This window comes from Pseudomonas sp. GOM7 (assembly GCF_026723825.1).
Lineage (GTDB): Bacteria > Pseudomonadota > Gammaproteobacteria > Pseudomonadales > Pseudomonadaceae > Aquipseudomonas.
On sequence record NZ_CP113519.1, the window covers coordinates 933149 to 945662 of the forward strand.

A 12514-nucleotide genomic window follows, 5' to 3' on the forward strand; every position below is an offset into this window, starting at 1 on the left:
TCAGCGTCTCTCCGTTCAGCCCTGGCCGTTGTCTTGCTCGGTGGCTTTTGCCGGTTGCTCGGCCTTGACGTTGCCGGCCGGAACCGCCTTGACCTCGGCGCCGGGCTGGACGAACTGCAAGCCCTCGGTGATCAGGCGGTCACCATCCTGCAGGCCGTCCTCCACCAGCCAGGCACTGCCGACGGTGCGGCTGGCCTTGAGCACACGCTGCTCCACCTTGTTCTCGGCGTTTACCACCATGGCGGTCGGCTCGCCACGCTGATTGCGGGTCACACCTTGTTGCGGAGCGAGAATGGCCTGCTGCTTGATACCGGCCTGCAGTTCGGCATGCACGAACATGCCCGGCAGCAGCAGATGATCCGGGTTGGGGAACACGGCGCGCAGGGTCACCGAGCCGGTGCCTTCGTCCACGGCCACCTCGGAGAATTCAAGGGTGCCTTCATGGGCATAGTGGCTACCATCCTCCAGGACAAGCTGCACCTTGGCGGCGTTGTCACCGACCTTCTGCAGGCGACCAGCGGCCAGGTCGCTGCGCAGGCTCAGCAGCTCCTTGCTCGACTGGGTGACGTCGACATAGATCGGATCGAATTGCTGGATGGTGGCCATGGCCATGGTCTGGCCGCTGGTGACCAGAGCGCCTTCGGTCACAGCGGAGCGGCCGATGCGCCCGCTGATCGGCGCCAGCACCTTGGTATAGCGCAGGTCGATGCGTGCGCGATCCAGCGCGGCCTGGGCCTGCAGGGCCGAGGCGCGCGCCTCGTCATAGGCCTGCTGGCTCACGGCCTTGTCGGCCACCAGCAACTTGTAGCGGTCGGCCAGGGCACTGGCGGAAATCTGCGTGGCCCGGGCGCTCTCATAGGCGGCTTCGTAAGTGGCTGGGTCGATCTGATAGAGCTGCTGGCCGGCCTTGACTTCGCTGCCTTCGGTGAACAGGCGCTTCTGGATGATGCCATTCACCTGCGGGCGCACCTCGGCGATGCGATAGGCCGTGGTTCGACCGGGAACCTGGGTGGTCAGGGCAAAGGGTTCGGCCTTGAGCGTCACCACGCCCACCTGAGGCGTCTGTTGGGCGGGCGGCGCGCTGTCTTCCTTGCAGCCGGTCAGGCCGAGCAGGGACAGAGCAACGGCGGAAACCAAGACGGCGAAGGCTGGCTTCGTGTGCATCTGCAGGAACCTCGTTCTGGTTGATATCGATGCCCGAAGGGCGAAGAGAAGGGTGAAAAAAGATGGGCAAATATACTTACGTGCGTGAATGTTTGTAAATGCCCGAAACTGCCTTCATACTCTCGACCGCCCCCCTCGGGGCAGGTTTCATCGAAGGCGTAACAAAGGTGGCAGATGGCCAGGCGAACCAAGCAGGAAGCAGAAGCGACACGCGTGCAGATACTCGATGCCGCCGAGCATGTGTTCCATGCTCAGGGCGTTTCGCGGGCGACGCTGGCCGAGGTGGCCAAGGAGGCCGGCGTCAGCCGAGGCGCCATCTATTGGTACTTCGAGAACAAGATAGACCTGTTTCAGGCCATGCTCGAACGCATGCGCCTGCCGCTGGAGGAACTGGCGCGAGCCAGCGAAAGCGAGGACGAACCCAACCCGCTCGGCTGCATGCGCGAGCTGTTGATCCAGGTGCTCACGCGCCTGGCACAGGATCCTCAGACCCAGCGCATTCACGACATCCTGCGTTACAAATGCGAGTACACCGGCGAACTGCTGGGGCTGCGTGAACGCATGCGCGCACTGTGCGGCGAGAGCGATCAGCGTATCGCCAAGGCTCTCGCCAACGCAGTGGCCAAAGGTCAGCTACCGGCGCAACTGGATTGCCCACGCGCCGCCGTCTGCCTGCATGCCTTCATCGCCGGTATCGAAGCCAACTGGATACTGGCGCCCAAATACGACCTGGCCGCGCAAGCGGCGGCAATGGTCGATACGGCCTTGGATATGCTGCGCAGCAGTCCGGCACTGCGCCGTCCCAATTAGCTGGCTTGGCGCTGCTCGGGCTCCTGTGGGAGCACATGCGGCGCGCGCAGTCGGCTTTCCAACGTACTGACGAACTCTCTGGCCTGCGCTTCGCTACGAAAGCTCACGCACTGCTTATCCAGTGATACCTGCCAACGGCTTTCGCCGCCCTGGTTACGCTGCTGAACGACGATCTTCATGCTAGCTACCTCCCGAAGTGAGACGGAACACCGACATCTGTGGGCAGAGCCTTCATGGTAGAACTCCTGCATGACCCTTTACTGACATGAATCAAATCGCAATGTAACGGGCATCGTTCGGTGGTCTGGAATGCAGACCTGGCAAGGTATTTGCCGTTCGTCGGAAAATCTGAACCTTTACTCTGGGCAGCCCCGGCGATGGCTGGGCTCAAAAACCTTCGAGCACGATCTTGCCCTTGGCCGAGCCACTTTCCAGCAGGGCGTGGGCGCGGCGCAGGTTGGCGGCATCGATACGACCGAAGTGCTCGCCCAGGGTGGTTTTCAGCACGCCACCATCCACCAGTTCGGCTACCCGTTGCAGCAAGCGATGCTGCTCGATCATGTCGGCGGTCTGGTATAGCGAGCGGGTGAACATCAGCTCCCAGTGCAGCGACAGGCTCTTGCGCTTGAGCTTCATCACGTCCAGCGGCTGCAGCGGATCGTCGATCAGGGCCAGCTGCCCCTGGGGCTGCAGGGCTTCGATGAGCTGGTCGAAGTGCTGATCGGTCTGGGTCAGACTGGCCACATGGGTGACCTGGCCGATGCCGATGCGCGCCAGTTCCTCGCTCAGCGGCTTGCTGTGATCGATCACATGGTGCGCGCCCAGCTCTCGCACCCAGGCCTGGGTCTGCGGGCGCGAGGCGGTACCGATCACGGTCAGGCCGGTCAGGCGTCGCGCCAGTTGCGTGAGGATCGAGCCGACGCCGCCGGCGGCACCGACGATCAGCAGGCTCTGGCCGGCGCTGGCGCTGCCTTCGCCAACCTGCAGGCGCTCGAACAGCAGCTCCCAGGCGGTGATCGCGGTCAGCGGCAGGGCGGCGGCTTCGGCGAAGGACAGGCTCTGCGGCATCTTGCCGACGATGCGCTCGTCGACCAGGTGCAGTTCGCTGTTGGCGCCGGCACGATCCAGGGCGCCGGCATAGAACACCGGGTCACCCGGCTGGAACAGGCTGACCGCGCTGCCCACCGCCTTGACCACACCGGCGACATCCCAGCCCAGCACCTTGGCCGTGCCAGGCTCGGGGGCGACGTTGCGGCGGATCTTGGTGTCGACCGGGTTCACCGAGATGGCGCGCACCTCCACCAGCAGATCGCGCGGGCCAGGCGTGGGCTCGGGCAGTTGCACGTCCTGCAGAGCCTCGGGATGGTCGGCTGGCAGGGACTGGTAATAGGCGATGGCTTTCATGGGGCTTGCTCCTGGCATGCTGCCAATTCGTTGAACGGGAGCCGTCATGCTCTTTCAATTGGATGACGAGAAAAAGCCGCACTTGATAGAGTCTCTTTCATCTTTTTTTTGAAAGTGCTGCCGCCATGCTGCGTCTCGATGATCTGCAACTCTTCGTCCGCACCGCCGAAGCCGGCAGCCTTTCCGCCGCTGCGCGCCTGCTGGACGTGTCGCCCGCCGTGGCCAGCGCCGCACTCAAGCGCCTGGAGCAGCAACTGCAGGTGCGCCTGCTGGTACGCTCGACGCGCAGCCTGCGCCTGACCCCGGAGGGCGAGCAGTACCTGGGGCACGCTCGCCAGGCACTGCAGAGCCTGGAGCAGGGGCGCCAGCAACTGGCCGGCAGTCAGGAGGGCATTCGCGGTGTGCTGCAACTCTCGGCACCCTCTGATTTCGGCCGCAACACCCTGCTGCAATGGCTCGATGCCTTTCAGGGCATTCACCCACAACTGCACCTGCGCTTGCTGTTGGCCGACCGCATGGCCGATCTGTTTCGCGAGCCGGTGGACATCGCCCTGCGCTATGGCGCGCCGGAGGACTCCAGCCTGGTGGCCCTGCCGGTGGCGGCGGACAACCGCCGTGTGCTCTGTGCGGCACCGGCCTATCTGGCTCGGCATGGCTCGCCGCGCACGGTGGAAGAGGTGGCCGCGCACAACTGCCTGCTGTACATGCTGCATGGTCGGGTACACGAGCGCTGGCGCTTCAGCCAGGGCAGGCGCGAGCTGCTGGTGACGGCTACCGGCAACCGCGTCAGTGACGACGCCGACGTCACCCGGCGCTGGGCCGTGGCGGGGCAGGGGCTGGTGTACAAATCCTGGCTGGACGTGGCCGAGGACGTAGGCGCCGGGCGCCTGCAGGTACTGCTGCCGGACTGGCTTGGCGAGCCGACGCCGCTGTATCTGGTCTGCGCTCACCGGGCGCAGTTGAGCAAGGCGGTGCATCTGTTGCGTCAGTTCCTGCAGAGCCGCTGCGAGGTGTTGCTGGCGGACGCGCCGTGGCGGGGCGTCTGAGCTCTGCTAGACTCTCGCCTCGAACGGCTGCGGCAATCTACCGCAGTGCCGCGCCGCTACCCTCTGTTTAGAGTCGCGCCCATGAAACTGGCCCGCACACACCGCTCACTGACTGCCTGGATGCTGTACTTCAGCATCCTCTTCAGTGCGTTCGTCTGCGCCATCAGTCACGGGCAGATGGCCGGCATGCAGCTCAGCGGTCTGGACGGCCAGTACTGTTCCTTCGACGGCAACTTCGGCGCCGGTGCCGATCTCGATGGCTCCGGCATCGTCCCGCCGAACCCGGCGACCGGCACCGGCTGCGTTCTGGGCAGCCTGTTCAGCGCCGTCATCCTTGCCGCCTTCTTCGGCCTGCTGGGCCTGCTCGCCAGTGACAGCGCACGGCCCCTGCCGACGCTGCACATTCCCCGCCTTACCCGCTATCGCTGGCCCCCGGCCAACCCTCGCGCCTCCCCGCTGACTGCCTGATCCTCGTGCCCTGTACAGGGCTTTCCATCATGCAGTCGTCGTCTGCTCGCTGGCAGCCGACTTGGGAGATGCTTCATGTCGTCGCGTTTCGACACCCCCGCAGGTGCAGCCGTGCGCCCGCAACCTTCGTTCTACAACCTGGCGTGGCGCTGGCACTTCTATGCCGGGTTGTTCGTCATCCCGTTCCTCGTCCTGCTGTCGCTCACTGGGTTGATCTACCTGTTCAAACCGCAGCTCGACAACCTGATGTACGCCGACCTGCTGCAGGTGCCGGTGGCCGAGCAGCGCCTGAGTGCCGACCAGCAACTGGCGCGCCTGCGCGAGATCTACCCGCAGGCGGCGATCAAGCAGTACCTGCCGCCGGTGGCCGCCGATCGCAGTGCGCAGTTCGTCATCACCCAGGATGGTCGCGACCTCAATCTGTTCCTCGACCCCTATCGCGGCACCGTGCTCGGTACGCAGGATGCCCTGTGGAACCTGCAGGCGGCGACGCGCAAGCTGCACGGTGACCTGCTGATCGGTACTCTCGGTGACCGCCTGATCGAGCTGGCGGCGGGCTGGGGCATCGTCCTGGTGATTTCCGGCCTGTACCTGTGGTGGCCGCGCGGGCGCAGCGGCGCAGGTATTCTCTGGCCGCGCCTGAGCGCGCGTGGGCGCCTGTGGTGGCGCGACCTGCATGCGGTGACCGGCTTCTGGGGCAGCGCCATCCTGCTGTTGATGCTGATGACCGGCATGGCCTGGACTGGCTTCTGGGGCAAGCAGTTCGCAGCCGTCTGGAACCAGTTCCCCGACGCCATGTGGAACGAGGTGCCCAAGTCCGGGCAACTGACTGGCAGCCTCAACCACAGCGCCCGGCAGACCGTGGCCTGGGCGGTGGAAACGGCGCCGCTGCCGGCTTCCGATGCCCACGCCGCCCACCAGGGGCATGGCGATCACCAAGGCCATGGCGAGCAGCCGGGGCATGCGGCCTCGGCCGAGTCTGGCCGGTTGCTGCAACAGGTGGTCGACACCGCCGAGGCGCGCGGCGTGCAGCCCGGTTACAGCATCACCCTGCCCACGGGCGAGCAGGGCGTGTACACCGTCGCGCTGTTCGCCAGCGACCCACGCAACGACGCCACCCTGCATATCGATCAGTACAGCGGCGAGGTGCTCGCCGACGTGCGCTGGCAGCATTACGGCGCGGTCGCCAAGGCCGTGGAAAGCGGCGCGATGATCCATGAAGGGCGCATGTTCGGCCTGCCCAACCAGTTGCTGATGGCGGCGATCTGCCTGCTGATCCTGTTCAGCTCGGTCAGTGGCCTGGTGCTGTGGTGGAAGCGCCGCCCGGCTGGCCGCTTCGGCGTGCCGCCGCTGCGCCATGACCTGCCGCGCTGGAAGACCGCCATCGGCGTGATGATCGTGCTCGGTGCGCTCTTCCCCCTGGTCGGCGCCTCGCTGCTGCTGGTCTGGGCAGTGGATTGGTTGCTGCCACGTCTGCGTCCGTGGCGAGTGGCCCAGGCATGACGCGCTTTGCGCTTCTCACGCAGCAGATTGCGCTGGCAGCCATCGAAGCTGGTAGTGCTACAACTCGTTCAACCAAGGAGATAGATCCATGACCCTGAAGAAAACCCTGCTCGGCCTCACTCTGCTGCTGCCGGCACTGCTGGCCCAGGCGCATGAATACGAAGTCGGCCAACTGCATATCGACCACCCCTGGTCGCGCGAGATGCCGCCGGTGGCGCCGACCGCTGCCGCCTACTTCGTCATCCACAACAAGGGCAGCGAAGCCGATCGCCTGCTCGGCGCCAGCAGTCCGGTGGCGGGCAAGGCCGAGTTGCACGAGCATCTGCATGCCGGTGGCGTGATGAAGATGCAGCAGGTGCAGGACGTGGTCATCCCCGCCGGTGGCGAGGTCAAGTTCGAGCCCATGGGCTACCACGTCATGCTCTTCGACCTGAAGCAGCAGGCCAAGGCCGGTGAGCGCTTCCCGCTGACCCTGAACTTCGAGAAGGCCGGCAAGGTGGAGGTGGAAGTGGCGGTGCAGAAGGAGGCTCCAGCCGGACATGAGCACGGCATGGAGCACGGCGAAGACGCGCACAAGCACTGATGACCTTCACGGCTCGCAGGCGATTGCTCGGCGCCCGGCTCGGGCTCCTGGCACTCGTTCTGATCGCCCTGGCGCCGCTGGCTTCGCAGCTACGCGCCGAACCGCGGGACTGGTCATGGTTGGCTGAACTGGCCTGCCACGATGGCCCCGTGCAGACGCATGCGCCTGCGCTGGCCGTGCCGAAGGCATTCGTGCTCGACGCCTGCGCCTACTGTTCGCTGCTGATCCACAGCCCCGCGCTGGGCAGTCTGGATTGGGCGTTGTTCGCCCTGGCCGTACAGCAGGCCACGCCGCCCACATTGCGTTGGCAGGCGCCGCCTGCTCCGCGCCTGCCCACGGCACAATCACGTGCACCGCCGCTGTTCGCCGGATGACCTCTGGCGGAGCTTGTCGAGCTCCAGTCGCCTCGCCTGGCGAGGCTGAACATGAACAGGAGGCTGAACCATGCGTTCATCTCATCTCAAGGCCATGTCGCCGCGTCGGCGTGCACCTGGCGAGTCGCTGTTTCCCGATTATCCGAGCAATGCCCGTTCCTTCATCGCCCTGGATGCCAGGCTGTTGCCCTACTGGCACCTGCTCTATGACCTGTGCCCCGAACTGCTCAAGCTCGACCCGCCGGAAGGGTTGACCCTGTTTCGCCGTTTCATGACCTGGGCTTACCGCCACCAGCCGGCGCAGGACTGGACCTTGCACATCAGCCTCTGTCGCTGGCTGCTGGCCTCCGACTACGCGCCCCGCGTCACCTCCGAACAGGTGGAGAGCCTGCTATCGGCGGCTGCCGCCCGCTGGGTCACCAGCGACACCAGCCTGGCTCAGGGCATCCTCCTGGCCTGCAGCGTGCGGCCGCTGACGCTGATCGACTGGAAAAGTCTGGAAATGGCGCTGGATGAGGACGTCCAGGTGCTGCCACCGGCGCGTTTCGACTTCGCCTGGTCGCCGCTGAGCCGTGCCGGTGTGGCGGGTTTCCATCTTTGGCTGCGCATTGCCGAGTGATGTGCGACCTTCCGCCGCAGGCCCGTCAGCAGGCCGGTACGCATGAAGTTTGTGTGGCTGGCGTGGCAGCTTGTCGCAATTGTGCGCCTGTGCGGGCCTTTTCTAGGATGACCCTGCTTCGGGTTGGAAAGGGCGTCATGTCGGCCATCCACGGTTAGGCTCGAAGCGTTCGCGACAAAGGCCCTCTCTCTCGGGAGAGGGCCTGTTCTCGTTGTTGGAGTGCTTGCATGCCGCTTTTGCATCATCCGTCGCTGGCTGTGGTTAAAAAGGATGGCTGGCTCTGATGCGTCCACCACGTCGCTCGACAGCCTGGCTGCTGTATTTCAGCGTCCTGTTCGCAGCGCTTGCCTGTGCGATCAGCCATGGGCAGATGGCCGGGATGCAGCTCAGCGGGCTGGGGGCGCAGTATTGCGCTTTCGACGGCAACTTCGGCGCGGGCGCCGATCTCGATGGCTCCGGCAGCGTGCCGCTGGCGCTGTTCGGCAGCGGCGGCTGCGCCATCGCCTCCAGCTTCAGCGCGATTCTGCTGGTGGCCTTCTTCGGGTTGTTCGGCTTGCTGAATCGCGAAACCATTCGCCCGTTGCCCAGGGTGTTTTTCAAGCTACCTCATCGTCATCGCTGGCCTTCGCTGAACCCCAGAGCCTCCCCGCGCACCTGAAAGACGGCCTTCGTGGCCTGGCTCACCTCTATAACAACTGCCAACTTTCAGGTATTGCCATGTTCGTTCCTGCTATTCGGAGCCAAGGCTCCGCATCGTTGCGTTTCGCCCTGTCCACTCGTCGCCTGCGCTGGCGCCAGGCCTTCGCCATGGCCTGCGGTCTGTGCTCCGTCGCGCCCGTCATGGCCGATGACGCCGAGCTGCCGCCCACCGTGATCACCGCCGTGCAGCAGGCCTCGCCGCTGACCGTGGTGGCCGATCCCAAGGAGGCGCGCCAGCCGGTGCCGGCCAGCGATGCGGCCGATTACCTCAAGACCATTCCCGGCTTCTCCGCCATCCGCAGCGGTGGCAGCAACAGCGACCCGGTGCTGCGTGGCCTGTTCGGTTCGCGCCTGCTGCTGCTCACCGATGGCGGGCAGATGATCGGCGCCTGCCCCGGACGGATGGACGCGCCCAGCTCCTACATCGCGCCGGAAACCTTCGATCTGCTGACCGTCACCAAGGGCCCGCAGACGGTGATCTGGGGCCCAGGCGCTTCGGCTGGTGTGGTGCGTTTCGAGCGTGAACCGGAGCATTTCGGTGAGTTGGGCGCGCGCCTGCATGCCAGCGTGCTGGCGGGCTCCAACGGGCGCTTCGACCGTCTGATCGACGGCGCTGTCGGCAGCGAGCAGGGCTACTTGCGGGTGATGGGTAATCGCTCGCAGTCCGACGATTACGCCAACGGTGACGGCGACACCATCGCCTCGCGCTGGAACAAGTGGAACGGCGACGTGGCCCTGGGCTGGACGCCGGATGCCGACACCCTGGTCGAACTCACGGCTGGGCGCGGTGATGGTGAGGCGCGTTATGCCGGGCGTGGCATGGATGGCACCCAGTTCAAGCGCGAAAGCCTTGGCCTGCGTATCGAGCGCAGCAACCTCGGCGGTGTGCTGGATAAGCTCGAGGCCAAGGTCTACTACAACTACGCCGACCACATCATGGACAACTTCCGCCTGCGCGTGCCGAACCCGACCAGCATGATGGCCATGCCCATGGCCTCGCAGGTTGACCGTCGTACTCTTGGCACGCGCCTGGCCGCTACCTGGCGGTGGGACGACCTCGAACTGATTACCGGCCTCGATGCCCAGCGCAGCGAGCACCGTGCCCGCCGTTCCACCTTCAGCATGATGAGCGGTTATACCGATGCCGACCGTTTCCCCTGGGTCAAGGACGCCGTGATGCACAACTACGGCCTGTTCGCCGAAGCCACCTGGAGCCTGGCCGAGCGTGATCGACTGGTTTCCGGTGCGCGGCTGGATCGTGCTTCGGCCAAGGATTACCGGACTAGCCTTCGCAGCATGATGGGCATGGCCCGGCCCAATCCGACGGCAGGTGAAACCCGCGCTGACACCCTGCCCAGCGGCTTCGTGCGCTACGAGCATGACCTGGCCGGCTCGCCGACCACCCTCTATGCCGGCCTCGGTCATGTACAGCGCTTCCCCGATTACTGGGAGCTGTTTTCCGCCGGCCTGAATGGCCCGGCTGGCGCGGATAACGCCTTCGATGGCATCGAGCCGGAGAAGACCACCCAGCTCGATATCGGTATCCAGTACCAGGACGACAAGCTGCAGGCCTGGGCTTCGGCCTATGCCGGGCAGATCCGCGACTACATCCTGTTCGACTACCGTGGCATGAATACCCAGGCCGACAACGTCGACGCGCGCATCATGGGCGGCGAGCTGGGTGTGGCCTATGCCTTCACCTCCAACTGGAAGGCCGATGCGACCCTGGCCTACGCCTGGGGCAAGAACAGCTCGGACGGAGAAGCACTGCCGCAGATGCCGCCGCTGGAAGCACGCCTCGGCCTGACCTATGCGCGCGACGATTGGAGCGTCGGCGCGTTGTGGCGTGTGGTCGACGACCAGGGCCGCATCGCCGCAGGCCGGGGCAACGTGGTGGGCCAGGACTTCGGCGACAGCGCCGGCTTCGGTGTGCTGTCGCTCAATGGCGCCTATCGTGTCAGCCAGCAGGTCAAGCTCAGCGCCGGTGTGGATAACCTGCTCGACAAGAACTACGCCGAGCACCTCAACCTGGCTGGCGACGCCGGTTTCGGCTTCCCCGCCGACACGCGCATCGACGAGCCGGGCCGCACGCTCTGGGTCAAGGTGGACTTCGATTTCTGAGGCTTCAGTGCTGTTGCCCCCTCTCCCATTCATGGGAGAGGGGCTGGGGGAGAGGGGATCTCTGCCGACCTTCCCGGATTGTATCCGGGCTACGATCTTGCGGGGGGCTAATACAGCGTTAAGGTTTCTGCGTGAAAGTAGCCCCCGCAGACACACTTACCCCTGCACCGAAGAGGACTTCATCATGCGCAAACTGCTTCTGCTGTCCCTGGCTCTGGCCAGCCCGCTGACCTTCGCCGCCACCGAATGCACCACCGCCGACAAGGCCCAGTGGCAGGATCAGGACAAGTTCCAGGCCGACCTCAAGGCCCAGGGTTACAAGATCAACAAGTTCAAGGTCACCAAGGGCAACTGCTACGAGATCTACGGCTTCGACAAGGATGGCAAGAAGGTCGAGATCTACTTCGACCCGGTCAGCGGCAAGCCGGTCAAGAGCAACGTGGAAGGCTGATGAGCAGCTCGACCTTGCGCGTGTGGGATCCAGTGGTGCGCTTGTTCCACTGGTCTCTGGCCGGCGCTTTCCTGGCCAACTACTTCTTTACCGAGGAGGGCGAGAACTGGCATCGCTGGTTCGGCTATTACGCCGTGGCCTGGCTGGCGATTCGCCTGGTGTGGGGCTTTGTCGGTGCGCCGGCGGCGCGTTGGGCTGACTTCTGGCCGACTCCGGCACGCCTGCGTGCGCATGTGCGCGCGTTGTTTGCCGGCAATCCTTACCATCGTCTCGGCCACTCGCCGCTGGGCGCGCTGGTGATGATCCTGATGATGGCGCTGATGCTGGGGCTGGGCGTGACCGGTTTCCTGATGGAGGAGGTGGACTACTTCTGGGGCGCCGACCTGCCACAGGATATTCACGAATTCTTCGCCAATGCCCTGATGGCACTGGTTGGGCTGCATATCGCCGCGGCGCTGTTCGAGAGTTACCGCCTGCGCGAGAACCTGCCATTGTCGATGATCACCGGTAAGCGTCGCCCGCTGGATCACTGAGCTCGTTCGCGCACCGCACCCATCAAGCGCGCTATCTCGCCATTGAGGCGCAGGCGCTCGAAGGCGGCCTCGGTGCGCTCGACTATGGCGTCCTCGGTGCTGGTGCTGTAAGCCAGGTACAGCCCGCTGGACAGTTCAGCGAGGCGTGCGGTGCGCTGCAGTTCGCTGGCATCGTGGCCAGCCTCGCGGCTCAGCCGTCTGGCATCGCCCTCGGTCAGGGGCAGCAGTTCGATCTGCCGGTTGAACAGGCGGCGCATGTTGTCATTGTTTCTTGCGGCTACCGAAAGCTTGGTGAAGCCTCGGTTCTGCAGGTACTGCTGGCGCATGTCGTCGCGCACCACGCCGATCAGGTAGCGCCTGGCGTCGTCCAGCTCTTGCACCTGTACGTCCTCACGGGCCTTGAGCTTGTACAGGTAGGCATCGTAGTCGAGCACCTTGGCGGCCCACTTGAACGAGCTTTCACGCTCTGGCGTGCGGGCGATCAGGTAGATCAGCACGTTGGGCTGCTGCAGAGCCAGGTCATAGGCGCGTGCCCAGGGGTAGAGCGCCAGTTGATAGTCCAGTCCGGCCTCGTGCAACGTGGCCTCGACCACGGCGGTGGCAGGGCCTGCGACCCTGTCGTCCTGCACGAAGGCGTACAGGCTGTCTTCGGTGACGGCCCTGATCGTATCGGCAGATGCCAGGGCAGGTGCCAGCAGCAGGGCGGTCAACCAGGCGAAGTGGGTCAGGAACATGCTGG

15 protein-coding genes are annotated in these 12514 nt (G+C 65.0%); 11 read left to right on the top strand and 4 right to left on the bottom strand.

Translation table 11 applies throughout. The features are described 5' to 3' along the window. Positions 1-15: 15 nt before the first annotated feature. Positions 16-1164 carry an efflux RND transporter periplasmic adaptor subunit gene (locus tag OU800_RS04195; RefSeq protein WP_268181424.1) on the bottom strand — a complete coding sequence of 383 codons (1149 nt, stop codon included), beginning with the start codon at positions 1162-1164 and terminating at the stop codon, positions 16-18. A gap of 174 nt (positions 1165-1338) precedes the next feature. Here OU800_RS04195 and OU800_RS04200 point away from each other — a divergent pair, with 174 nt between their 5' ends. Continuing rightward, positions 1339-1974 (top strand): TetR family transcriptional regulator, encoded by a 636-nt coding sequence (locus OU800_RS04200; protein ID WP_268181426.1) that lies wholly within the window; start codon positions 1339-1341, stop codon positions 1972-1974. Here OU800_RS04200 and OU800_RS04205 read toward each other — a convergent pair. Next, positions 1971-2153 carry a hypothetical protein gene (locus OU800_RS04205; RefSeq protein ID WP_268181428.1) on the bottom strand — a complete coding sequence of 61 codons (183 nt, stop codon included), beginning with the start codon at positions 2151-2153 and terminating at the stop codon, positions 1971-1973. The genes OU800_RS04200 and OU800_RS04205 overlap by 4 nt on opposite strands. 208 nt (positions 2154-2361) lie before the next feature. Beyond that, positions 2362-3378, bottom strand: a complete 1017-nt coding sequence (locus tag OU800_RS04210; RefSeq protein WP_268181430.1) for a zinc-binding alcohol dehydrogenase family protein — start codon at positions 3376-3378, stop codon at positions 2362-2364. Positions 3379-3503: 125 nt separating this feature from the next. On the opposite strand from OU800_RS04210, the gene OU800_RS04215 reads away from it, so the two are divergent. The 10 genes from OU800_RS04215 to OU800_RS04260 all read left to right on the top strand — a co-directional run bounded on the left by OU800_RS04215 (position 3504) and on the right by OU800_RS04260 (position 11775). Continuing rightward, the gene (locus OU800_RS04215) at positions 3504-4424 is read left to right on the top strand and encodes a LysR family transcriptional regulator (RefSeq protein WP_268181432.1); all 921 of its coding nucleotides are present in this window, start codon (positions 3504-3506) and stop codon (positions 4422-4424) included. Between the two features lie 81 nt (positions 4425-4505). After that, positions 4506-4892 carry a DUF2946 domain-containing protein gene (locus tag OU800_RS04220; protein WP_268181434.1) on the top strand — a complete coding sequence of 129 codons (387 nt, stop codon included), beginning with the start codon at positions 4506-4508 and terminating at the stop codon, positions 4890-4892. Positions 4893-4967: 75 nt separating this feature from the next. Next, positions 4968-6395 (top strand): PepSY-associated TM helix domain-containing protein, encoded by a 1428-nt coding sequence (locus OU800_RS04225; RefSeq protein WP_268181435.1) that lies wholly within the window; start codon positions 4968-4970, stop codon positions 6393-6395. A gap of 88 nt (positions 6396-6483) precedes the next feature. Next, positions 6484-6978, top strand: coding sequence for a copper chaperone PCu(A)C (locus OU800_RS04230; RefSeq protein ID WP_268181436.1), 495 nt, complete (start codon positions 6484-6486; stop codon positions 6976-6978). Beyond that, on the top strand, positions 6978-7352 hold the full coding sequence (locus OU800_RS04235; protein WP_268181438.1) for a DUF2946 family protein: 375 nt from the start codon (positions 6978-6980) through the stop codon (positions 7350-7352). Before OU800_RS04230 ends, OU800_RS04235 begins: the two co-directional genes overlap by 1 nt. Positions 7353-7422: 70 nt before the next feature. Then, entirely contained in the window at positions 7423-7971 is a 549-nt protein-coding gene (locus OU800_RS04240) for a putative natural product biosynthesis protein (RefSeq protein ID WP_268181440.1), read from the top strand. Between the two features lie 283 nt (positions 7972-8254). Next, positions 8255-8629, top strand: a complete 375-nt coding sequence (locus OU800_RS04245) for a DUF2946 domain-containing protein (protein WP_268181441.1) — start codon at positions 8255-8257, stop codon at positions 8627-8629. Positions 8630-8688: 59 nt separating this feature from the next. After that, positions 8689-10791 carry a TonB-dependent copper receptor gene (locus OU800_RS04250; RefSeq protein WP_268181443.1) on the top strand — a complete coding sequence of 701 codons (2103 nt, stop codon included), beginning with the start codon at positions 8689-8691 and terminating at the stop codon, positions 10789-10791. Between the two features lie 184 nt (positions 10792-10975). Next, positions 10976-11242 carry a PepSY domain-containing protein gene (locus OU800_RS04255; RefSeq protein WP_268181445.1) on the top strand — a complete coding sequence of 89 codons (267 nt, stop codon included), beginning with the start codon at positions 10976-10978 and terminating at the stop codon, positions 11240-11242. After that, positions 11242-11775 carry a cytochrome b/b6 domain-containing protein gene (locus tag OU800_RS04260; protein WP_268181446.1) on the top strand — a complete coding sequence of 178 codons (534 nt, stop codon included), beginning with the start codon at positions 11242-11244 and terminating at the stop codon, positions 11773-11775. Before OU800_RS04255 ends, OU800_RS04260 begins: the two co-directional genes overlap by 1 nt. On the opposite strand, the gene OU800_RS04265 is transcribed toward OU800_RS04260, so the two are convergent. Then, the gene (locus OU800_RS04265; RefSeq protein WP_268181447.1) at positions 11769-12509 is read right to left on the bottom strand and encodes an ABC transporter substrate-binding protein; all 741 of its coding nucleotides are present in this window, start codon (positions 12507-12509) and stop codon (positions 11769-11771) included. The genes OU800_RS04260 and OU800_RS04265 overlap by 7 nt on opposite strands. Positions 12510-12514 lie beyond the last annotated feature (5 nt).

Bases quoted from the DNA above. Each gene is read 5' to 3' on its own strand.
- OU800_RS04195 (WP_268181424.1), bottom strand. From the start codon at position 1,164: ATGCACACGAAGCCAGCCTTCGCCGTCTTGGTTTCCGCCGTTGCTCTG.
- OU800_RS04200 (WP_268181426.1), top strand. From the start codon at position 1,339: ATGGCCAGGCGAACCAAGCAGGAAGCAGAAGCGACACGCGTGCAGATA.
- OU800_RS04205 (WP_268181428.1), bottom strand. From the start codon at position 2,153: ATGAAGATCGTCGTTCAGCAGCGTAACCAGGGCGGCGAAAGCCGTTGG.
- OU800_RS04210 (WP_268181430.1), bottom strand. From the start codon at position 3,378: ATGAAAGCCATCGCCTATTACCAGTCCCTGCCAGCCGACCATCCCGAG.
- OU800_RS04215 (WP_268181432.1), top strand. From the start codon at position 3,504: ATGCTGCGTCTCGATGATCTGCAACTCTTCGTCCGCACCGCCGAAGCC.
- OU800_RS04220 (WP_268181434.1), top strand. From the start codon at position 4,506: ATGAAACTGGCCCGCACACACCGCTCACTGACTGCCTGGATGCTGTAC.
- OU800_RS04225 (WP_268181435.1), top strand. From the start codon at position 4,968: ATGTCGTCGCGTTTCGACACCCCCGCAGGTGCAGCCGTGCGCCCGCAA.
- OU800_RS04230 (WP_268181436.1), top strand. From the start codon at position 6,484: ATGACCCTGAAGAAAACCCTGCTCGGCCTCACTCTGCTGCTGCCGGCA.
- OU800_RS04235 (WP_268181438.1), top strand. From the start codon at position 6,978: ATGACCTTCACGGCTCGCAGGCGATTGCTCGGCGCCCGGCTCGGGCTC.
- OU800_RS04240 (WP_268181440.1), top strand. From the start codon at position 7,423: ATGCGTTCATCTCATCTCAAGGCCATGTCGCCGCGTCGGCGTGCACCT.
- OU800_RS04245 (WP_268181441.1), top strand. From the start codon at position 8,255: ATGCGTCCACCACGTCGCTCGACAGCCTGGCTGCTGTATTTCAGCGTC.
- OU800_RS04250 (WP_268181443.1), top strand. From the start codon at position 8,689: ATGTTCGTTCCTGCTATTCGGAGCCAAGGCTCCGCATCGTTGCGTTTC.
- OU800_RS04255 (WP_268181445.1), top strand. From the start codon at position 10,976: ATGCGCAAACTGCTTCTGCTGTCCCTGGCTCTGGCCAGCCCGCTGACC.
- OU800_RS04260 (WP_268181446.1), top strand. From the start codon at position 11,242: ATGAGCAGCTCGACCTTGCGCGTGTGGGATCCAGTGGTGCGCTTGTTC.
- OU800_RS04265 (WP_268181447.1), bottom strand. From the start codon at position 12,509: ATGTTCCTGACCCACTTCGCCTGGTTGACCGCCCTGCTGCTGGCACCT.